Annotated in this window: 17 protein-coding genes and 1 pseudogene; 4 read left to right on the top strand and 14 right to left on the bottom strand. The window is 64.1% G+C overall.

Annotated elements, in window-relative coordinates; all coding sequences use genetic code 11:
* Positions 1-27 precede the first annotated feature (27 nt).
* The 7 genes from hutG to hutC all read right to left on the bottom strand — a co-directional run bounded on the left by hutG (position 28) and on the right by hutC (position 8,347).
* Positions 28-831 (bottom strand): N-formylglutamate deformylase, encoded by an 804-nt coding sequence (hutG, locus tag AC25MA_RS04160; RefSeq protein ID WP_088852242.1) that lies wholly within the window; start codon positions 829-831, stop codon positions 28-30.
* A gap of 10 nt (positions 832-841) precedes the next feature.
* On the bottom strand, positions 842-2,047 hold the full coding sequence (gene hutI / locus AC25MA_RS04165; protein ID WP_028688389.1) for an imidazolonepropionase: 1,206 nt from the start codon (positions 2,045-2,047) through the stop codon (positions 842-844).
* An 18-nt stretch (positions 2,048-2,065) separates the two neighbouring features.
* Positions 2,066-3,469: an amino acid permease gene (locus AC25MA_RS04170; RefSeq protein WP_028688390.1), complete on the bottom strand. Its 1,404-nt coding sequence runs from the start codon at positions 3,467-3,469 to the stop codon at positions 2,066-2,068.
* Positions 3,470-3,618: 149 nt separating this feature from the next.
* A complete protein-coding gene (gene hutH, locus AC25MA_RS04175) occupies positions 3,619-5,151 on the bottom strand; it encodes a histidine ammonia-lyase (protein ID WP_062362629.1) in 1,533 nt (510 codons plus the stop codon).
* A gap of 87 nt (positions 5,152-5,238) precedes the next feature.
* Complete coding sequence (gene hutU, locus AC25MA_RS04180) at positions 5,239-6,912, bottom strand: urocanate hydratase (RefSeq protein ID WP_486971804.1); 1,674 nt, start codon at positions 6,910-6,912, stop codon at positions 5,239-5,241.
* Between the two features lie 155 nt (positions 6,913-7,067).
* A complete protein-coding gene (locus AC25MA_RS04185; protein ID WP_028688393.1) occupies positions 7,068-7,640 on the bottom strand; it encodes a HutD/Ves family protein in 573 nt (190 codons plus the stop codon).
* Complete coding sequence (hutC, locus tag AC25MA_RS04190) at positions 7,637-8,347, bottom strand: histidine utilization transcriptional repressor HutC (protein ID WP_486971837.1); 711 nt, start codon at positions 8,345-8,347, stop codon at positions 7,637-7,639. Before hutC ends, AC25MA_RS04185 begins: the two co-directional genes overlap by 4 nt.
* A gap of 144 nt (positions 8,348-8,491) precedes the next feature.
* Here hutC and AC25MA_RS04195 point away from each other — a divergent pair, with 144 nt between their 5' ends.
* The gene (locus AC25MA_RS04195; RefSeq protein WP_069015860.1) at positions 8,492-9,856 is read left to right on the top strand and encodes a formimidoylglutamate deiminase; all 1,365 of its coding nucleotides are present in this window, start codon (positions 8,492-8,494) and stop codon (positions 9,854-9,856) included.
* A gap of 158 nt (positions 9,857-10,014) precedes the next feature.
* On the opposite strand, the gene AC25MA_RS04200 is transcribed toward AC25MA_RS04195, so the two are convergent.
* Together AC25MA_RS04200 and bamE are read right to left on the bottom strand one after the other, a co-directional pair.
* Positions 10,015-10,587, bottom strand: coding sequence for a lipocalin family protein (locus AC25MA_RS04200; protein ID WP_062362621.1), 573 nt, complete (start codon positions 10,585-10,587; stop codon positions 10,015-10,017).
* Positions 10,584-10,838 carry an outer membrane protein assembly factor BamE domain-containing protein gene (gene bamE, locus AC25MA_RS04205; RefSeq protein WP_028688397.1) on the bottom strand — a complete coding sequence of 85 codons (255 nt, stop codon included), beginning with the start codon at positions 10,836-10,838 and terminating at the stop codon, positions 10,584-10,586. Before bamE ends, AC25MA_RS04200 begins: the two co-directional genes overlap by 4 nt.
* 223 nt (positions 10,839-11,061) lie before the next feature.
* Here bamE and AC25MA_RS04210 point away from each other — a divergent pair.
* Together AC25MA_RS04210 and AC25MA_RS04215 are read left to right on the top strand one after the other, a co-directional pair.
* Positions 11,062-12,099: pseudogene (locus tag AC25MA_RS04210) on the top strand (cache domain-containing protein); the annotation flags it as partial.
* A gap of 129 nt (positions 12,100-12,228) precedes the next feature.
* Entirely contained in the window at positions 12,229-12,954 is a 726-nt protein-coding gene (locus AC25MA_RS04215) for a methyl-accepting chemotaxis protein (RefSeq protein WP_373876210.1), read from the top strand.
* 122 nt (positions 12,955-13,076) lie between these two features.
* On the opposite strand, the gene AC25MA_RS04220 is transcribed toward AC25MA_RS04215, so the two are convergent.
* From AC25MA_RS04220 to AC25MA_RS04230, 3 genes are all read right to left on the bottom strand, one after another.
* Positions 13,077-13,673 (bottom strand): DUF924 family protein, encoded by a 597-nt coding sequence (locus AC25MA_RS04220; protein WP_213883206.1) that lies wholly within the window; start codon positions 13,671-13,673, stop codon positions 13,077-13,079.
* Positions 13,674-13,676: 3 nt separating this feature from the next.
* Positions 13,677-14,687, bottom strand: coding sequence for a class 1 fructose-bisphosphatase (locus tag AC25MA_RS04225; protein WP_028688400.1), 1,011 nt, complete (start codon positions 14,685-14,687; stop codon positions 13,677-13,679).
* 163 nt (positions 14,688-14,850) lie between these two features.
* The gene (locus AC25MA_RS04230) at positions 14,851-17,316 is read right to left on the bottom strand and encodes a glycogen/starch/alpha-glucan phosphorylase (RefSeq protein ID WP_197865920.1); all 2,466 of its coding nucleotides are present in this window, start codon (positions 17,314-17,316) and stop codon (positions 14,851-14,853) included.
* Positions 17,317-17,514: 198 nt separating this feature from the next.
* Here AC25MA_RS04230 and AC25MA_RS04235 point away from each other — a divergent pair, with 198 nt between their 5' ends.
* Positions 17,515-17,919, top strand: a complete 405-nt coding sequence (locus tag AC25MA_RS04235) for a YkgJ family cysteine cluster protein (RefSeq protein ID WP_028688402.1) — start codon at positions 17,515-17,517, stop codon at positions 17,917-17,919.
* Positions 17,920-18,035: 116 nt separating this feature from the next.
* Here AC25MA_RS04235 and typA read toward each other — a convergent pair whose 3' ends face one another.
* Both typA and thiI read right to left on the bottom strand, forming a co-directional pair.
* Positions 18,036-19,856, bottom strand: coding sequence for a translational GTPase TypA (gene typA / locus AC25MA_RS04240; protein ID WP_028688403.1), 1,821 nt, complete (start codon positions 19,854-19,856; stop codon positions 18,036-18,038).
* A gap of 127 nt (positions 19,857-19,983) precedes the next feature.
* Positions 19,984-21,438: a tRNA uracil 4-sulfurtransferase ThiI gene (gene thiI / locus AC25MA_RS04245; protein ID WP_028688404.1), complete on the bottom strand. Its 1,455-nt coding sequence runs from the start codon at positions 21,436-21,438 to the stop codon at positions 19,984-19,986.
* Between the last annotated feature and the right edge of the window lie 107 nt (positions 21,439-21,545).

Raw genomic sequence — 21,545 nt, forward strand, 5'->3', positions numbered from 1 at the left:
GCGCGTCGCCAACTCCACAGGAAAACTTCAGCGCCTGTACCGTTCATTGCCCCAATCCAGAAGGGCCTGCAAAAGCTGCGTCAATACCTTCTGCGTCGGTTGGGCCAGGTCTTCGCGGTAGGCAAATGGCTCGGTTTCATTCATGTAGTTGCACTGCGCCAGCTCCAACTGCACGGCATGAATATCGTTACCCGGGTCGCCGTAATGGCGGGTAATGTGCCCGCCCTTGAAACGGCCATTGAGGACATGGCTGTAGCCTTTGGCTTGGGCACATGCAGTCTGCAACCGCTCGGCCAGCTCCGGGTGGCAACTGGCACCATTGAAAGTACCCAGGTTGAAGTCCGGCAACTTGCCATCGAACAGGTGGGGTATATGTGAACGGATCGAGTGAGCATCCCAGAGCAGTGCATAACCGAACTCGGCACGCAGACGGTCCAGCTCGCGACGTATCATGTCGTGGTAGGGGCGCCAGATCTCTTCCAGGTACGTTGCCCGCTCCTCAACGGAGGGCACCTGGCCTTCCCTGAACAATGGCTTGCCGTCGAACAATGTCGCCGGATACAGGCCGGTGGTGGCGCCGGCGTACAGCGGCTTGTCGTCATCCGGGCGGTTCAGGTCGATGACGAAACGCGAGTATTCGGCCGCCACCACACTGGCGCCCAGGTCACGGGCGAAGTCGTACAGGCGTGGAATGTGCCAGTCGGTGTCTGGCAGGCTGCGTGCCTGGTCAACCAGGCCTTCACGCACGGCTGGCGTCAGACCCAGCCCGGCGTGGGGCATGCTGATCAGCAGGGGCAGGCGGCCCTGGTGGAAACTCAATACCTTGTCCATGTCGCCTCGCTCAATTGGATATCTCATGGCCCAGGCGCACCACACGCTTGGGCAGGTCGCCGCCGAGCCAGTAGCTGAGGTCGGCCGGGCGTTCGATCTGCCAAGCGATGAAGTCTGCCACCTTGCCCACTTCCAGCGAGCCGTGGCTGTCGCCCAGCCCCAGCGCCGTGGCGGCGTGAACGGTGACACCGGCCAGCGCTTCTTCCGGGGTCATGCGGAAACAGGTGCAGCCCATGTTCAGCATCAGGCGCAGCGACAGCCCCGGTGAAGTCCCGGGGTTGAGGTCGCTGGCCAGGGCGATCTTCACGCCGTGCCGGCGCAGGGCGTCCATCGGTGGCAGCTGGGTTTCGCGCAGGAAGTAGAACGCCCCAGGCAACAGCACGGCAACGGTACCGGCCTCGGCCATGGCGATGGCGTCTTCCTCGGTCATGAACTCCAGGTGGTCGGCCGACAGCGCCTGGTAGCGCGCCGCCAGGCTCGAGCCGTGCAGCGAAGACAGCTGCTCGGCGTGCAGCTTGACCGGCAGCCCCAACTCGCGCGCCTTGATGAACAGGCGCTCGACCTGAGCCGGGGAGAACGCCAGGTGCTCGCAGAAAGCGTCCACCGCGTCCACCAGCCCCTCGGCAGCCAGCGCCGGGAGCATCTGCTCGCAGATATGATCGATGTAATCATCTGCCTTGCCCGCGTATTCCGGCGGCAGGGCGTGGGCAGCCAGGCAGGTGCTGCGTACAGTCACCGGCAGCTCCTCGCCCAGGCGCCGGGCGACGCGCAGCATCTTGCGTTCGTTCTCGAGGTCCAGGCCATAGCCGGACTTGATCTCGATCGTGGTCACGCCGTCGCGCATCAGCGCCTGGACCCGCTGGCGGGCACTGGCCAGCAGCTCGTCCTCGCTGGCGGCGCGGGTGGCCCGCACGGTGCTGGCGATACCGCCGCCCTGGGCAGCGATCTCGGCATAGCTCACGCCCTGCAGGCGCTGCTCGAATTCGCCGCTGCGGTTGCCGCCAAATACCGCGTGGGTATGGCAGTCGATCAGCCCGGGGGTGAGCCAGGCGCCGTCCAGGTCGACGACGCGGTCGGCCGCGACCGAAGGCACGTCAGCGCGGGGGCCGATCCACTCGATCAGGCCAGCGCTGGTGACGATCGCCGCGTCCTCGATGACCGCGTAGCGACCATCAGTCATGGTCGCGGCGTGGCAGTGCTGCCAGAGGGTTCTCATCAGGATCTCCTTTTTAATTCAGCGATGCAGCTCGGCAGGCTCCCGGACCTGCTCGCCACCACCGGCGCGCGGCTTGCACCACAGCAGGTAGGACGCCACCAGGAACACCACCCAGATCACGCCGACGATCAACGCCGCCTGGGTGTCAGGGAAGTAGCCGAGCACACCGAAGATGAACACCATGAAGGCAATGGCCAGGGCCGGGCCATAGGGCCAGAACGGTACCGGGAACTTGAGCTGGGCGACCTCCTCGCGGTTCATGCTGCGACGCATGGCAACCTGGGTGACCAGGATCATCAGCCACACCCACACGGTGGCGAAGGTGGCGATCGAGGCGATCAGCAGGAACACGTTTTCCGGGATCAGGTAGTTGAGCAGCACGCCGATCAGCAGCGCCGCGCCCATCACCACCACGGTCATCCACGGTACGCCGTGTTTCGACAGTTTGCCGAAGCCACGCGGCGCCTGGCCGTGCTGGGCCAGGCCATACATCATGCGCCCGGCGCCGAAGATGTCGCTGTTGATTGCCGAGATCGCCGCCGAGATCACCACGATATTGAGCACGGCCGCGGCCGAACCGATCCCAAGGTTGCTGAAGATCTGCACGAACGGGCTGCCCTGGCTGCCGATCTGCGGCCACGGGTACAGGCACATCAGCACGAACAGGGTGAGCACATAGAACAGCAGGATGCGCAGCGGCACGGCGTTGATCGCCTTGGGGATGACCCGCTGAGGATCTTTCGCCTCGCCGGCGGTGACGCCGATGATCTCAATGCCGCCGAAGGCGAACATCACCACCGCGAACGAGGCGATCAGGCCACTGACGCCATTGGGCATGAAGCCGCCATGGTCGAACAGATTGCTCACCCCGACCGCGTGCCCGGTGCCCACCTGGCTGAAGCCAAAGGCCATGATGCCCAGGCCCGCGAGGATCATCGCGACGATGGCGCCGACCTTGAGCAGCGACAGCCAGAACTCCATCTCGCCGAAGACCCGCACGTTGCACAGGTTCAGGCCGCCAATCAGGAAGACGATACCCAGCACCCAGATCCAGCGGGCGACCTCGGGGAACCAGAAGCCCATGTAGATACCGAAGGCGGTGACATCGGCGATGGCGACGATGACCATCTCGAAGGCGTAGGTCCAGCCCAGGATGAAGCCGGCCATCGGGCCGAGGTAGGTGCTGGCGTAGTGGCCGAAAGAGCCGGCCACCGGGTTGTGCACGGCCATCTCGCCGAGGGCGCGCATGACCATGAACACGGCAGCGCCGCCGATCAGGTAGGCCAGCAGCACGGCCGGGCCGGCCATCTGGATGGCCGAGGCCGAACCGTAGAAAAGCCCGGTACCGATTGCCGAACCGAGCGCCATGAAACGGATATGCCGGGCCGACAGCCCGCGCTTGAGACCTTGAGCTTGTTGCATGTCACGTCCTTATTGTTGTTCTGGTCGTGAGAATGAGGGGGCTGCTGCGCAGCCCATCGCCGGCAAGCCGGCTCCCACAGGGCGCATGCGGCACACCTGCGTGGGAGCCGGCTTGCCGGCGAAAGGGCCGCACAGCGGCCCCAGCGGCATTACAGGCTAGGCAGGACCCCAGCCGGCAGCAGGCCGGTCAAGGTACCTTTGGCCAGCAGCTCGGACGCCACTTCGATATCCGGCGCGAAGAAACGGTCACGGTCATAGTGCGGCACGTCCTTGCGCAGCGCCTGGCGCGCCTGTTCGAGCTTGACCGAGGTCTTTAGCCCCTTGCGCAGGTCCAAGCCCTGGCAGGCGCCCAGCCATTCGATGGCCAGCACGCCACGGGTGTTCTCGGCCATTTCCCACAGACGCTTGCCGGCGGCCGGGGCCATCGACACGTGGTCTTCCTGGTTGGCCGAAGTCGGCAGGCTGTCGACGCTGTGCGGGTGCGACAGCGCCTTGTTCTCGCTGGCCAGCGCGGCGGCGGTGACCTGGGCGATCATGAAGCCGGAGTTGACCCCGCCGTTTTCCACCAGGAACGGCGGCAGCTGGGACATGTGCTTGTCCATCATCAGCGAGATGCGCCGCTCGCTCAGCGAACCGATCTCGGCAATGGCCAGGGCAATATTGTCGGCGGCCATGGCCACGGGCTCGGCGTGGAAGTTGCCACCGGAGATCACGTCACCTTCGGCGGCGAACACCAGCGGGTTGTCCGATACGGCGTTGGCTTCGATGCCCAAGACTTCGGCGGCCTGGCGGATCTGGGTCAGGCAGGCGCCCATGACCTGTGGTTGGCAGCGCAGGGAGTACGGGTCCTGGACCTTGTCGCAGTTCTTGTGCGACAGCGACACTTCACTGGAGTCGCCCAGCAGATCGCGGAAGCAGGCGGCGGTGTCGATCTGGCCACGTTGGCCACGCACGGCATGGATGCGCGCATCGAACGGCGAACGCGAGCCCAGTGCCGCTTCCACGGTCAGGCCGCCACAGGCGATGGCCGCAGCATAAAGGTCTTCGGCCTGGAACAGGCCGCGCAGGGCGTAGGCGGTGGACGCCTGGGTACCATTGAGCAAGGCCAGGCCTTCCTTCGCGGCCAGGGTAAGCGGCTCGAGGCCGGCAACGGCCAGGGCTTCGGTGGCAGACAGCCACTGCCCTTTGTAGCGCGCCTTGCCCTCGCCCAGCAGCACCAGCGACATGTGCGCCAGCGGGGCCAAGTCGCCGGAAGCGCCGACCGAGCCCTTGAGCGGAATGTGTGGATAGACTTCTGCGTTGACCAGGGCGATCAGCGCGTCGATGACTTTACGGCGAATGCCGGAGAAGCCACGGCTGAGGCTGTTGATCTTCAGCACCATGATCAGCCGCACCAGGTCGTCGTCCAGCGGCGCGCCGATCCCGGCGGCGTGGGACAGCACCAGCGAGCGCTGCAAGTTCTCCAGGTCGTGGCTGGCGATGCGGGTCGAGGCCAGCAGGCCAAAACCGGTGTTGATGCCGTAGGCGGTGCGGTCTTCGGCGATGATCTGCTCGACGCAGGCGACACTGGCGTCGATGGCCGGTGCGGCGCTGGCGTCCAGCTGCAGGCGCACGGGGGCGGCGTGGATGGCGCGCAGTTGGGCCAGGGTCAGGGTGCCGGGCTTGAGGGTCAATTCGGTCACTTCGCTACTCCAATCGCTTGGGGCCACGCAGGGCCCCTTCTTGTTGTTCAATATCACCCGTACAGGGTGCGATCCAAAGCGCGGCGATCAGCCGGTGATCATCGGCAGGTCCAGGCCCTGCTCCTTGGCGCAGTCGATGGCGATCTGGTAGCCGGCATCGGCGTGGCGCATGACGCCGGTCCCCGGGTCGTTGGTCAGCACGCGGGCGACACGCTCGGCGGCTTCATCGGTACCGTCGCAGACGATGACCATGCCCGAGTGCTGGGAGAAGCCCATGCCCACGCCACCGCCGTGGTGCAGCGAAACCCAAGTGGCGCCGCCCGCGGTGTTGAGCAGGGCGTTGAGCAGCGGCCAGTCGGAGACCGCGTCGGAGCCGTCGCGCATGGCTTCGGTCTCGCGGTTGGGGCTGGACACCGAGCCCGAGTCCAGGTGGTCACGGCCGATGACGACTGGCGCCGACAGCTCGCCGCTGCGCACCATTTCGTTGAACGCCAGGCCAAGCTTGGCGCGCAGGCCCAGGCCGACCCAGCAGATACGTGCCGGCAGGCCCTGGAAGCTGATGCGCTCGCGGGCCATGTCCAGCCAGCGGTGCAGGTGGGCGTCGTCCGGGATCAGTTCCTTGACCTTGGCGTCGGTCTTGTAGATGTCCTCGGCGTCGCCGGACAGCGCGGCCCAGCGGAACGGGCCGACGCCGCGGCAGAACAGTGGGCGGATGTAGGCCGGAACGAAGCCCGGGAAATCGAAGGCGTTGGCCACGCCCTCTTCCTTGGCCATCTGACGAATATTGTTGCCGTAGTCGAAGGTCGGGATGCCTTGCTTCTGGAAGTCGAGCATGGCCTTGACGTGGACGGCCATCGATTGCTTGGCGGCCTTGACCACCGCAGCCGGGTCGGTCTGCGCGCGGTCGCGGTATTGCTCCCAGGTCCAGCCGGCCGGCAGGTAGCCGTTGAGCGGGTCATGGGCGCTGGTCTGGTCGGTGACCATGTCCGGGCGCACGCCACGCTTGACCAGCTCCGGCAGGATTTCGGCGGCGTTGCCGTGCAGGGCGATGGAGATGGCCTTGCCTTCGGCGGTGTACTTGGCGATGCGCGCCAGGGCGTCATCGAGGTCCTTGGCTTGCTCATCGACGTAGCGGGTTTCCAGGCGGAAATCGATGCGGCTCTGCTGGCACTCGATGTTCAGCGAGCAGGCACCGGCCAGGGTGGCGGCCAGTGGCTGGGCACCGCCCATGCCACCGAGGCCGGCGGTCAGTACCCACTTGCCTTTCAGGCTGCCGTTGTAGTGCTGGCGGCCGGCTTCGACGAAGGTTTCGTAGGTACCCTGGACGATGCCCTGGCTGCCGATGTAGATCCAGCTGCCGGCGGTCATCTGGCCGTACATGGCCAGGCCCTTGGCATCCAGCTCGTTGAAGTGTTCCCAGTTGGCCCAGTGCGGCACCAGGTTGGAGTTGGCGATCAGCACGCGTGGGGCGTTGCTGTGGGTCTTGAACACGCCGACCGGCTTGCCCGACTGCACCAGCAGGGTTTCGTCGTCTTCCAGGCGGGTCAGGGTCTCGACGATCTTGTCGTAGCACTCCCAGTTGCGCGCGGCGCGACCGATGCCACCGTACACCACCAGCTCTTTCGGGTTTTCGGCGACCTGCGGATCAAGGTTGTTCATCAGCATGCGCAGCGGGGCTTCGGTCAGCCAGCTCTTGGCGGTCAGCTTGTTGCCACGCGGGGCACGGATTTCTACGTCACGGTATTTGTTGTTGTCAGTCACGGGAGAGGTCCTCTGCGGTCGTCCGCGGGCGGGTATGTCGTGCTCAATATACAAACACACCTTTACTTGTATGTACAAGCATGGACAACCAAAAAAATCAGACCTATCCGCTGAGCGGCTGAAATAACTGGGGCCGCTTTGCGGCCCCAGTTATTTCAACGCGAAGTGAGTTCGATCAGGCAGAATCGCCCCTGCATATCCATTTCCAGCAACCCCTCGTTGCCATCGATCCGCAGGCAGTCATACCGCCCAAGCTGCTGCGTCTCTTCCCCAGCCAACCTCACCTCGACATGAGTGCCGGCGGCAAACAGCAACAGCGTCGACGCCGAACTGAACACGCGGTTGCCGCCATCGAACCACTGCAACCGAGCCCGATACCGCTGCGGCGCGTAGATCAGATTGAAATCTCGAATCGCCCCGCCCAGCAGCTTGCAACTGACCTGGCTCTCGCCACTGAAGGCAAACGCATCGAACGGCAGCAGCGGCCGGCTGGCCTGGCCATCGACCAGCAACCGCATGCCGTCGCCTTGCAACACGGTGATGATCCGCTGGTACCCGGCAAAGCTGGAAAAGCCACCGGACTCCTCGATATCGGCAATCGACAAGCGCCAGCCAAAACCGTCCAGGCTGTCGCCGGCATCGCGGGTGATCTCTTCGGTGAAGCCACCACCGTTCTTCCAGGGCATGCGCGGATAATCCCGGGCGCGCAACAACTGCAACTGAGTCATTTGCTGAATCGTCCTTCAAGGCGATGGCGGGAACCGGGGTGGATCAGGCGCGCGGCGGTCACCGACTGGCGCCCAGACCAGGTGCGGCGGCGGATCAGCAGGCAAGGTTCGCCCCGCTCGATCTGCAACAGCGTGCATTCTTCAGGCTCGGCAAGGATGGCCTCGACCACGTGCTCGCCTTCGGTAAGCGGCGCGACCTGCGAAAGATAGGCGTAAGGCGTCTGCAGGGTGAAATCCTGCTTGAGGTAATCCGGAGCGATGGCCGCGTTGACGTAGCGGTCCTCGATCTGCACCGGCACGCCGTTCTCGTAATGCACGATCAGCGAATGGAACACCCGCTGGCCTTCGCGCATGTCCAGGGCCAGGGCGCGCTCGGAACCGGCGGCCTCCTCGGCCAGGGTAATCACCTGGCAGCTATGCTGGTGGCCACGGCCGGCGATCTCGTCGGCGATGTTGTTGACCTCGAACAGTGCCGAGCGGCTCTTGGGCTCGGCGACGAAAGTGCCGACGCCCTGCATGCGCACCAGCAGGCCTTCGGCGGTCAGTTCGCGCAGGGCGCGGTTGATGGTCATGCGGCTGAAGCCCAGCTCGCTGACCAGTTCGCTCTCGGAAGGCACCCGGTGATGAGGCGGCCAGCTGCCGCTCTCGATCTGCTGGATGATCATCTGTTTCACCCGGGCGTAGAGCGGCGCCGGCCCTTCGCCCATCTGGGCAACCAGCGCGGAGACAGGAGGTGTCGGCACGGCGTTGAATCCTTGTGCGGTTGGAGTGAACGGTAGCTTGCCGGAGTTTACCCGGCAGGCAAACGGCTGTATATGTATATACAAGCTAACAATAACAGGATTTCACCGATGTCCGCCTACTTCGCCGAACGCGCCCTGCTGCCCTCGGGCTGGGCCCGCAATGTCCGCCTGGAGGTCGCCGCCGACGGCCGACTGGCCTCGATCGAGGCCGATGCCAGCGCCGATGGCGCCGAGCGCCTGGCCGGGCCGTTGCTGCCGGGCATGCCCAACCTGCACTCGCACGCGTTCCAGCGGGCCATGGCAGGGCTGGCGGAAGTGGCCGGCAATCCCAACGACAGCTTCTGGACCTGGCGCGAGCTGATGTACCGCCTGGTCGGCCGGATCACCCCGGAGCAGTTGCAGGTGATCGCCCGCCAGCTGTACATCGAGATGCTCAAGGCCGGCTACACCTCGGTGGCCGAGTTCCATTACGTGCACCATGACCAGAATGGCCAGGCCTATGCCGACCCTGCCGAGCTGTCGCGCCGCATCAGCGCCGCCGCCAGCGCCAGCGGTATCGGCCTGACCTTGCTACCAGTGCTGTACAGCCATTCCGGCTTCGGTGGCCAGGCGCCCAACGACGGTCAGCGACGTTTCATCAATTCCACCGAGCAGTACCTGCGCCTGCAGCAGCAGCTTGCACCCTTGCTGGCGCAACAACCGGCGCAAGCGCTGGGGCTGTGCTTCCATTCCCTGCGCGCGGTGACGCCGGGCCAGATCGCCGATGTGCTGGGCGCCAGCAATGCGGCCTGCCCTATTCATATCCACATTGCCGAGCAGCAGAAGGAAGTCGATGACTGCCTGGCCTGGAGTGGCCGCCGTCCGCTGCAGTGGCTATACGAGCATGTCGAGGTGGATCAGCGCTGGTGCCTGGTCCACGCCACCCACGCCGAAGCCGACGAAGTCGCCGCCATGGCCCGCAGCGGCGCGGTGGCCGGGCTCTGCTTGACCACCGAGGCGAACCTGGGCGATGGAATCTTCCCGGCGGTGGACTACCTGGCCCAGGGCGGACGCATGGGCATCGGCTCGGACAGCCATGTGTCGCTCAGCGTGGTCGAGGAGTTGCGCTGGTTGGAGTATGGCCAGCGCCTGCGCGACCAGCGGCGCAACCGGCTGTATCGCAGCAACCAGCCGATGGTTGGCCGCACCCTCTACGACGCCGCGCTGGCGGGTGGCGCCCAGGCGCTGGGGCAGCCGATCGGCGAACTTGCCGTGGGCAAGCGCGCGGACTGGCTGGTGCTCGATGGGCAGGATCCATACCTGGCCGTGGCCGAAGGCGATGCGATCCTGAACCGCTGGCTGTTCGCCGGCGGCGACCGCCAGGTGCGCGATGTGATGGTCAACGGGCAGTGGGTGGTGCGCCAGGGGCGTCATGGGCAGGAAGAGGAAAGCGCGGTGGCGTTTGCGGCAGTCCTGCGCCAGCTGCTAGCCTGAACGCCGGCTCTGAGCGGCCTTGCCGAGGCGTCGGACCGGTCGGAAAGGGCCGCATAGCGGACCCGGCGATATGTGCATTGACACTGAAATCCTGGGGGCGCTTCGCACCCCTATCGCGACACAAGGCCGCTCCTGCAGGGACCGCGTCAGTCTGCTGCTCAATGCCGGACGACAATCTGCTTGTCAGGCGTGCGCCAGATCAACCGATTGGTGTCATACCCCTGCTGCCTCGCCTTGGCCAACAGGTTCTCGCGCTCCCAGGCCGGCAGCGAAGGCGTACGTGAAAGAATCCACAGGTACTTGCGATCCGGGCTGCCGACAATCGCCGTGCGGTAGCGTTCGTCTACGAACAGAATCCAGTAATCACCCTTGGCCACGCCGGGCACCAGCCGGGTGAACCAATTGTCGAACTCCACCCACAGCTTGTCGGTGTGCCCGGCCTCCTGCGGCGTGGCATGGCCTTCGGCGCGCAGCCACTCATCGCCCAGGGTGCGGCAGCGGTTGAGCACGCCGACCGTGCCGTCGGGCTTGAGGTTGTAGTGGGCTTCGGATTGGGCGCAGCCATCCTGGTACTTCATCGGCAGACGCGCCAGTTCGAACCATTTGCCCTGGTAACGCTTGAGGTCGACCGCACCTGCGGTCTTCGGCGCCAGCGGGTCGGTGGCCGAGGTGGCGCAGCCACCGAGCAGCATCACCAGGCACACGCCCAGCAGCAGGTGCAGACGCCTCATTTGAGGCCCTGCCCGGAATACATCAGGACCTTGTCCGCCGCGTACTGCACGCTGATGAAGCTCTTCTCGTCACCCCAGGTGCAACTGCTCATGCCCAGCGCGCCGGAGCACTCCTTGGGCGAACCGAGCAGTTGCTCGACCTCAGCCTTGTTCATGCCGGCCTTGAGCTTGGAATAGTTTTCCTGGTTGATCTTGCTGCAGGCGGTCAGGACGACGCACAAGGACAACAGGGCGAGGGAACGCAACGACATGAAGGGACACTCCTGGAGGCGGATACGCAGGTACGAGGGCCTGCAGGGAGCTTAGAAGGGAAAAAGGCTCCGTGGTTCCCTGGCAGGCCAGGTTTCGTTGTGCGCCGTTGGTCGCCTGGCGCGCAAACGATTAATGTTTTATTCCTGCGCGTCGACATAGAGCGGTGGTGTGGCCTTTTGCCGCACCCCTCCCCTTCGTGCCCGTGCGCAGATTCCAAGAAAAATGACCAAGAACCTCAAGTTCAGCCACAAGATCCTGCTGGCCGCCGCCCTCGTGGTGGCCGTCGCCTTTACCTGTTTCGTTCTGTTCAACGACTACCGGCAGCGCCAGTCGCTACGCAGCGACACCGAATCGACGTTGCAGTCACTGGGCAACCTGACCGCGGGCAACATCCGAACCTGGCTCGACAGCCGCATCCAGCTGGTGAACTCGGTGGCCCAGCAGATCGCCGTCGACGGCCCGGCCAAGGGCAGCCTTGAGCGCATCCTGGCGCTGCCGGTGTACAGCGCCAACTTCATCCTCACCTACTTCGGCGGCCAGGACGGCAGCATGCAGTCGGTGCCGGTGGGCAACCGCGCCGCCGACTACGACCCGCGCGTGCGCGGCTGGTACAAAGCGGCCAGCGCGGCGGGCCAGACCATCGTCACCGAGCCGTACATCTCGGTCTCGGCCGGCAAGCTGGTGATTACCCTGGCCACCCCGGTGCAACAGGGCGGGCGCATGATTGGTGTGAGCGGTGTCGACACCGACTTGCAGACCATCAGCAACCTGATCAACACCCTGGACTTCGGCGGTCGCGGCCATGCCTTCATCGTCAACGGCGAAGGCAAGGTGCTCATCCATCCCAAGGGCGAGCTGGCGCTCAAGACCCTGGCCGATGTCTACCCCGGCAACGACCTGCGCATCGGCAGCGGCCTGAAAGAGGTCGAGGTCGAAGGCCGCCGGCAGTTCATCAGTTTCACCCATGTCGACGGCGTGCCGTCGGCGGACTGGTACGTGGCGCTGGTGCTGGACCAGGACGCGGCCTTCGCCATGCTCGGCGAGCTGCGCACCTCGGCGCTGGTCGCGACGCTGATCGCGGTGGTGGTGATCATCGCCCTGCTCGGCCTGCTGATCCGCGTGCTGATGGAGCCGCTGCACGTAATGGGCCGTGCCATGCGCGATATCGCCGAGGGCGAGGGCGACCTGACCCGACGCCTGAACATCCACGCCCAGGACGAGTTCGGCAGCCTGGCGCAGTCGTTCAACCGCTTCGTCGAGCGGATCCATGAGTCGATCCGCGAAGTGGCCTCGGCCACCGGCCAGGTGAATGCCGTGGCCAGCCAGGTGGTCAACGCCTCCAACGCCTCGATCCACAACGCCGACCAGCAGTCGAGCCGCACCAGCAGCGTGGCCGCGGCGATCAACCAGCTGGGTGCCGCCGCCCAGGAAATCGCCCAGAACGCCGCCCTCGCCTCGCAGCACTCCAGCGCCGCCCGTGGCCTGGCCGAGGAAGGCCAGCAGGTGGTCGGCGAGACCATCAACGTGATGAACCAACTGTCGGCGCGCATCAGCGACGCCAGCGGCAATATCGAGACGCTGAACAACCATACGGCGAACATCGGCCAGATCCTCGATGTGATCAGTGGCATCTCGCAGCAGACCAACCTGCTGGCGCTCAACGCCGCTATCGAGGCCGCCCGCGCCGGCGAGGCCGGGCGCGGCTTCGCGGTGGTGGCGGACGAGGTGCGTAACCTGGCCCACCGGACCCAGGACTCGGCGCAACAGGTGCAGCGCCTGATCGAAGAGCTGCAGGCCGGCGCCCAGGTGGCCGTGAGCACCATGAACCAGAGCCAGCAGCACAGCGACCGCAGCGTGGGCATCGCCAACCAGGCCGGCGAACGCCTTGGCAGCGTCACCCAGCGCATCGGCGAGATCGACGGCATGAACCAGTCGGTGGCCACCGCCACCGAAGAGCAGACGGCCGTGGTCGAGTCGATCAATGTCGACATCACCGAGATCAATACGCTGAACCAGGAAGGGGTGCAGAACCTGCAGAGCACCTTGCGTGCCTGCACCGACCTGGAACATCAGGTCGAGCGGTTGAAGCATCTGGTGGGCAGTTTCAGGATCTGATTCGAAGGCCCTGGGGGCCGCTTTGCGGCCCATCGCGACACAAGGCCGCTCCTACAGGGGGATGCGATTCCCTGTAGGAGCGGCCTCGTGTCGCGAAAGGCCCGCGCAGCAGGCCCGGCTATTCAGAAGCGGGAACCCGGCTCCAGCAAGAAGTCCATCTCCTCGCTGGTGCTCGGGCGGTTCAGCACCAGGTTGCGGTGCGGGAAGCGCCCGAAGCGGGCGATCACCCGCTGATGCTGCTCGGCATAGTCGAGGAAGCCTTCGAACAACCGGCGGTTGGCCTCGGGCTGCTCGTCCAGCAAGGTCTGGTAACGCTCGACGCACAGGTTCTGCCAGTCCAGCACCTCGGCATGCTCCAGCACAAGCAGCACGAACACCCGCTGGATCGGCAGCAGCTGATAGTCCCAGCCCTTCTGCAACCCCTGCATGGCCACTACCTGGGCACGCCGGTCACCCTCGAAGGCACGCGGCGTGTCGCGATAGATCATGCGCGGCAACTGATCCAGCAGCAGCAGCAGACCGAGCCAGCCCTGGGGGCTCTGCTGCCACTCGTCGAGCCCGCCCGCCAGGGCTTGCTCGACCAGCTCGCCGAACAGCGCCTGGGCATCGGCGTCGTGATGCTTGCCGAACCACAGCGTGTTCTTCTCGTCAGCCACGGCCTGGGCACTCGTGCCCCAACCGAACCACCATTCCAGCAACGGCTGCCAAGGTGCGAGCATGACTTACTCCTTGTGGTAAGCGGTGACGCGCTCGACCTCTTCCTTCGAGCCGAGGATCACCGACACGCGCTGGTGCAGGCTCTGCGGCTTGATGTCGAGGATGCGCTCGTAACCGTTGGTGGACGCGCCACCGGCCTGTTCGATGATGAACGACATCGGATTGGCCTCGTACATCAGGCGCAGCTTGCCCGGCTTGCTCGGCTCGCGGGCGTCGCGCGGGTACATGAACAGGCCGCCACGGGTCAGGATACGGTGCACGTCAGCCACCATCGAGGCGATCCAGCGCATGTTGTAGTTCTTCTTCAGCGGACCGGTCTCGCCGGCCAGCAGCTCGCCCACGTAGCGCTGCACCGGGGCTTCCCAGTGACGCTGGTTGGACATGTTGATGGCGAACTCGGCGGTGGTTTCCGGGACGCGGATGTTCTCGTGGGTCAGGACGAAGCTGCCCAGTTCGCGGTCCAGGGTGAAGCCCTTGACGCCGTTGCCCAGGGTCAGGATCAGCATGGTCTGCGGGCCGTAGATGGCGTAACCGGCGGCGACCTGCTCGGTGCCTGGCTGCAGGAAGGCATTCTCGTTCAGGCTTTCGTTCTGGCTCAGGTACTGGTTAGGGCAACGCAGTACCGAGAAGATGGTGCCGACCGAAACGTTGACGTCGATGTTCGACGAGCCGTCCAGCGGGTCGAAGACCAGCAGGTAGGCGCCTTTCGGGTATTTGCCCGGGATCTGGTAGGCGTTGTCCATCTCTTCGGACGCCATGCCGGCCAGGTGGCCGCCCCACTCGTTGGCCTCGAGCAGGATGTCGTTGGAGATCACGTCGAGCTTCTTCTGTACTTCGCCCTGGACGTTTTCGGTGCCCATGCTGCCCAGCACGCCGCCCAGGGCGCCCTTGGACACGTGGTGGCTGATCTCCTTGCACGCACGCGCCACCACCTCGATCAGGAAGCGCAGATCGGCAGGGGTATTGTTGCTGCGGGTCTGCTCAATCAGATAGCGACTCAGGGTAACGCGGGACATGTATGGCTCCGAAAGGAATAGGGGGAGAAAACCCCCGCAGTTTACAGGGAGAGTGGCGGGCTAGCGAGCAAAGAGACTCGTCGGGTGGGGTTGAGTTCAGCAAGCTGCCAGCCGGTGGTCGGTTTAAGCCATCGCGGCGGCCCGACTTGCCCCGCGATGGACCTCAATCCAACGCCTTCCAGATCTCGGTGGCATACTCGCGGATGGTCCGATCCGACGAGAACCAACCCATCCGCGCGGTATTGAGCACCGCCATGCGCCACCAGTCCTGCGGGGCGTGCCACAGCTCCTCGACCCGTCGCTGGGCGTCCCAGTAGGCATCGAAGTCGGCGCATACCAGAAAGCGGTCATAGGCGATCAATCCATCCACCAATCCGGCATAGCGCGCCGGGTCGTCCGGCGAAAACACCCCGCTGCGGATCGCCTGCAGCACATCACCCAGGCGATGGGAGGCGGCGATCGCCGCGGCGGCGCCGAAATCGCCGCTGCGCTTGCGTGCCTCCACCTGCTGGGCGGTCAGGCCGAAGATGAACATGTTCTCGGCGCCCACCTGCTCGCACATCTCGACATTGGCGCCATCCAGGGTGCCGATGGTCAGCGCGCCATTGAGTCCGAACTTCATGTTGCTGGTACCGGACGCCTCGTAGCCGGCGGTGGAGATCTGCTCGGACAGGTCCGCCGCCGGGATGATGCTCTCGGCCAGGCTGACGTTGTAGTTGGGCAGGAACACCACCTTGAGCAGGCCACGCACCGTGGGGTCGTTGTTGACCACCCGGGCGATGTCGTTGGCCAGCTTGATGATCAGCTTGGCCTGGTGATAACTGGCCGCCGCCTTGCCGGCAAAGAGCTTCACCCGCGGCACCCAGTCGGTGCTGGGGTCATTGCGGATCGCCTGGTACAGCGCCACCGTGTGCAGCAGGTTGAGCAACTGGCGCTTGTACTCATGGATACGCTTGACCTGGACGTCGAACAGCGCCTCCGGATTGACCGTCACCCCCAGCCGGTCCTGGATGATGCTGGCCAGGGCGCGCTTGCTGTGCAGGCGCTGGGCGGCGAACTGCTTGCGGAAGGTGGCCTTGTCGGCAAACGGCGCCAGCCCCTTTAGCTTGCCTTCCGGATCGTCCAGTACCTCGGGGCCCAGCGCCTCGATCAGCATCGCCGTGAGCTGCGGGTTGGACTGGTACAGCCAGCGACGGAAGGTAATGCCGTTGGTCTTGTTGTTGATCCGCTGCGGGTAGAGCTTGTGCAGTTCGGCGAACACCGTGCTCTTCATCAGTTTGCTGTGCAGCGCCGACACGCCGTTGACGCTGTGCGAACCGAGAAACGCCAGGTTGCCCATGCGCACCCGCCGGCCATTGTCCTCTTCGATCAGCGACACCGCGCGCAGCACGTCGAAGTCATGCAGGCCTTTGGCCCGCAGGGCATCGATATGGTAGGCGTTGATCAGGTAGATGATCTGCATGTGCCGCGGCAGCATGCGCTCCATCAGCGCCACCGGCCAGGTTTCCAGGGCCTCGGGGAGCAGGGTGTGGTTGGTGTAGGCCAAGGTTCCGACGGTCAGCGCCCAGGCCTTGTCCCAGGGGATTTCGTGCTGGTCCACCAACAGGCGCATCAGTTCGGCCACGGCGATCGACGGATGGGTGTCGTTGAGCTGGATCGCCGCGGCGTCCGGCAGGTTGAGCAGATCCTTGTGCATGTTCAGGTGGCGGCGCAGCAGATCCTGCAACGAGGCGGAGACGAAGAAGTACTCCTGGCGCAGGCGCAGCTCCTGGCCGGCCTCGGTGCTGTCGGCCGGGTACAGCACCCGCGAGATGCTCTCGGCGCGGGCCACCTCGGCTACCGCGCCCAGATGGTCGCCAGCGTTGAAGCGCTCCAGGTGCAGCTCTTCCAGGGCCCGGGCCCGCCACAGGCGCAGGGTATTGACGCTGGAACCGCGCCAGCCGACCACCGGCGTGTCGTAGGCCACGGCCCGCACCGTTTCGCCCGGTGACCAGACCTGGCGCTGCTGGCCGTTGCCCTCGTGCACGGTTTCAACGCTGCCGCCGAAACTGATCGGGTAGATCACCTCGGCGCGCTCGAACTCCCAGGGGTTGCCGAAATCCAGCCAGTTTTCGGTCTGCTCCTGCTGCCAGCCATCGACCACCGCCTGGCGGAACAAACCATGCTCGTAGCGGATGCCGTAGCCATGGGCGGCGATGCCCAGGGTCGACATGCTTTCCATGAAACACGCCGCCAACCGACCCAGGCCGCCGTTGCCCAGCGCCGCGTCGGGCTCGAGCAGGCGGATGCGCTCCAGGTCCACGTTCAGACCTTCGAGGGCCTCGCGGGCGATCTCCAGGTAGCCGAGGTTGCTCAGGCTGTCGTACAGCAGGCGGCCGATGAGGAACTCGAGGGAGAGGTAGTAGACGCGCTTCTGGCTGCGCCTGTAGGCCTGGCGGGTATGGTCCATCCAGTGATCGACCATGTGGTCGCGGGCGGCCAGGGCGATGGCCTCGAACCAGTCATGGTCGAAGGCGTGTTCCGGATCCTTGCCGACCGCGTAGGTCAGCTTGGCCAGCACGGCGGCGCGAAAGGCCGCCACCTCTGCACTATGGTGCTTTTCGTCACGGGCTTCGGTTTCCTGGGACATGGGGCATCCTCGGGCAAATGGGCGAAAGCGCAGGGAGATTGTTCAGCCTAGACGCTCTGACACGGAGCGACAGCGACGGTTCGCGGTTTTCATCCACCGCTGGAGAAACCGGCAAAAGGTTGTTCACAAATTGAACAACTCCGGTATCATCGCGCGCCCCAAAACCGTGATTTCCCTTGCAAGAATAAAACCGTAACCATGAAACCGACCCTGATCGCCGCCGCCGAAGTCGACCGCCTGGAGACCTGGCAGCGCTATGCCAGCCACATGTGCGGTGGCTGCCACTCGACCTGCTGCACCTTGCCGGTGGAGGTGAAGATCAAGGATCTGATCCGTATCGGCGTGGTGGACGAGTTCGAGAAGGACGAGCCGCCGAAGAACATCGCCAAGCGCCTGCAGAAGGACGGCATCATCGAACGCTTCAACCAGAAGTCGGGGATCTTCACCCTGACCCGGATGAGCAACGACGACTGCCTCTATCTGGACCGCAAGAGCCGGCTGTGCACCATTTATGACAAGCGCCCGGATACCTGCCGCAATCACCCCAAGATCGGGCCGCGGCCGGGATATTGTGCGTACAAGCCCAAGGTGGCTACCCGCTGATCCTGCTTTGCTTGTGAAATCCCGGGGCTGCAAAGCGGCCCCAATTCCTCAAGGCAAACAAAAACGCCCCCGGCCTTTCGACCGGGGGCGTTTTCATTCAGCCTGAACTAAGTGACTCAGTTCTTGGCTTTCTTGGCAGCGCGGGTACGCTCGCCTTCATCGAGGATCTTCTTGCGCAGACGGATCGACTTCGGCGTCACTTCGCACAGCTCGTCGTCCTGGATGAATTCCAGGGCCTGTTCCAGAGTGTGGCGAACCGGCGGAACCAGGGCGATGACTTCGTCCTTGCCCGAAGCACGCATGTTGTCGAGCTTCTTGCCTTTGGTCGGGTTCACGCCCAGGTCGTTGTCACGGCTGTTCAGGCCGATGATCTGACCGTTGTAGATCTCCTGGCCGTGTTCAACGAACAGCTTGCCGCGAGCCTGCAGGGTTTCCAGCGAGTAGGTCAGGGCCTTGCCGGTCTCGACCGAAACCAGGACACCGTTCAGGCGGCCGGACATCTGGCCCGACTTCATGGTGTCGTAACGATCGAAGATCGAGGTCAGGATGCCTGCACCGTTGGTCAGGGTCAGGAACTGGTTACGGAAACCGATCAGGCCACGGGCTGGAATGTTGTATTCCAGGCGAACACGGCCCTTGCCATCCGGAACCATGTTGGTCAGGTCGCCTTTACGCAGGCCCATCTCTTCCATGACCTTGCCCTGGGATTCTTCAGGGATGTCGATGGTGACGTTCTCGAACGGCTCCTGCTTGACGCCGTCGACTTCGCGGATGATCACTTCAGGACGGCCCACGGCCATCTCGAAGCCTTCACGGCGCATGGTTTCGATCAGTACCGACAGGTGCAGCTCGCCACGGCCCGATACCTTGAACTTGTCAGGGGAATCGGTTTCCTGAACGCGCAGGGCAACGTTGTACAGCAGCTCTTTGTCCAGGCGGTCCTTGATGTTACGGCTGGTGACGAACTTGCCTTCTTTACCGCAGAACGGCGAGTCGTTGACCTGGAAGGTCATCGAAACGGTTGGCTCGTCAACGGTCAGCGGCTTCATCGCCTCGACGGTATCCGGGGCGCACAGGGTGTCGGAGATGAACAGCTCGTCGAAACCGCTGATGCAGACGATGTCGCCAGCCTGGGCTTCTTCGACGTCGACGCGGTGCAGGCCGTGGTGGCCCATCAGCTTGAGGATACGACCGTTGCGCTTCTTGCCTTCGGTGTCGATGGCAACAACCGGGGTGTTCGGCTTGACGCGACCACGGGCGATACGGCCAACGCCGATAACACCGAGGAAGCTGTTGTAGTCCAGTGCGGAGATCTGCATCTGGAACGGGCCGTCACGGTCAACCGACGGTGCGGGTACGTTGTCGACGATCGACTGGTACAGCGCGGTCATGTCCTCACCCATTTCGGTGTGGTCCAGGCCGGCGATGCCGTTCAGGGCCGAGGCGTAGACAACTTTGAAGTCCAGCTGCTCGTCGGTAGCACCGAGGTTGTCGAACAGGTCGAAGATCTGGTCCAGAACCCAGTCAGGACGCGCGCCCGGACGGTCGACCTTGTTGATCACGACGATCGGCTTCAGACCGGCTTCGAAGGCCTTCTTGGTCACGAAGCGGGTTTGCGGCATCGGGCCGTCCTGGGCGTCGACCAGCAGCAGCACGGAGTCGACCATCGACATTACACGCTCGACCTCGCCACCGAAGTCGGCGTGGCCGGGGGTGTCGACGATGTTGATGTGGTAGCCGTTCCAGTTGATGGCGGTGTTCTTCGCCAGAATGGTAATGCCGCGCTCTTTTTCCTGATCGTTGGAGTCCATGACGCGCTCGTCGTTGAGCTCGTTACGCTCCAGGGTGCCGGACTGGCGCAGGAGTTTGTCGACCAGGGTGGTTTTACCATGGTCAACGTGGGCGATGATGGCGATGTTACGCAGATTTTCGATCACAACTGTATCTCGATCAGAGGATTCGGTTGCCGCCAGTGTAGGCGGCCAATATGTACTGTTTAAGGCTCAGCGGGCCCGGCGGTCGGGAGGGCGATGGCGGATGCTGCCGCCATACAGCCCTGGCGTCTTATGTCGGACGATAAACACGCACATTGGCATGTCCCTCACTGAGCAGGTGGTGTGCGTGCAGACGGCTCATCACACCCTTGTCGCAATACAGCAGGTACTGGCGCGTGGGGTCCAGGTGCTTGAACTTGCTGTTGATCGCGTAGAACGGCATGGCCTGGACTTCGATACCGTCCAGCGCCAGGGGTTCGTCTTCCTGGGCATCAGGGTGACGAATGTCGATGACGATCTGACCGGGCAGCGCCTCGGCCACTTCCTCGACTTCGATGTCCTTGCCCAGTTCATCGATCACGTGGTCGATGGAAATGAACTTGGCGCGCTCCAGGGCACGCTCCAGTACTTCCATCTCGAACTGCTTCTCTTCGTGCTCCATGCGGTGACGCTTGGCATGGGTGGTCGGGTTTACCGAGATCACGCCACAGTACTCGGGCATGTGCTTGGCGAAGTCGGCGGTGCCGATTTCGGTGGCCTGGTCGATGATGTCCTGCTTATGGCTGGCCAACAGCGGGCGCAGCACCAGCTTGTCGGTGGCCGAATCGATAATCGACAGGTTCGGCAACGTCTGGCTGGAGACTTGGGAAATCGCCTCGCCGGTGACCAGGGCATCAATCTGCAGGCGGTCGGCCATGCGGGCGGCAGCGCGCAGCATCATGCGCTTTAGCGTGACACCCATGTAGCTGTTGTCGACCTTGTTGAGGATTTCGCCGACCACTTCCTCGAACGGCACGCTGATGAACAGCACGCGCTGGCTGCTGCCGTACTTCTTCCACAGGAAGTGGGCCACTTCCATCACGCCCAGTTCGTGGGCGCGGCCACCGAGGTTGAAGAAGCAGAAGTGCGTCATCAGGCCGCGACGCATCATCTGGTAGGCCGCCACGGTGGAGTCGAAGCCACCGGACATCAGCACCAGGGTCTGCTCCAGGGCGCCCAGCGGATAACCACCGATGCCGTTGTGCTGATTGTGGATCACGTACAGGCGCTGATCGCGGATCTCGATGCGCACCAGCACTTCGGGCTTCTTCAGCTCGATGCCGGCAGCGCCGCATTGCTGGCGCAGTTGGCTGCCGACATAGCGGTCGACATCCATCGAGGTGAAGTCGTGGTGGCCGCCGCGCTTGCAGCGCACGGCGAAGTACTTGCCGGCGAGCAGGTGACCGAAGTGCTGCTTGCACTTCTCGACGATGTCGTCAAAGTCGCCCAGTGGGTACTCCTGCACCTGCAGGAAGTGAGTGATGCCCGGGGTACAGCGCAGGCGCTCAATCATTTCGCGCTGGATCTTTTCGTCCTCGATGCGGGTGACCACTTCGAGATTGTCCCAGACACCATCGACCGCGAGCTCAGGATCGAGATCCTTGAGCACGTTGCGGATATTCTTGCTGAGCTGACGGATGAAGCGCTTGCGCACCGGCCGGCTCTTGATGGTGATCTCTGGGAAGACTTTGACGATAAGTTTCATTGGTTTAACAGCGCGCACAGGGCCTGCCGAAAATAGGGGGCGCGAATTATAGCGGAAATCGCTCAAGGTTTGAGCAACTTTTGTACAGAAGGTGCGATTTATGTTGG

The organism is Pseudomonas sp. P65(2024) (genome assembly GCF_057480955.1).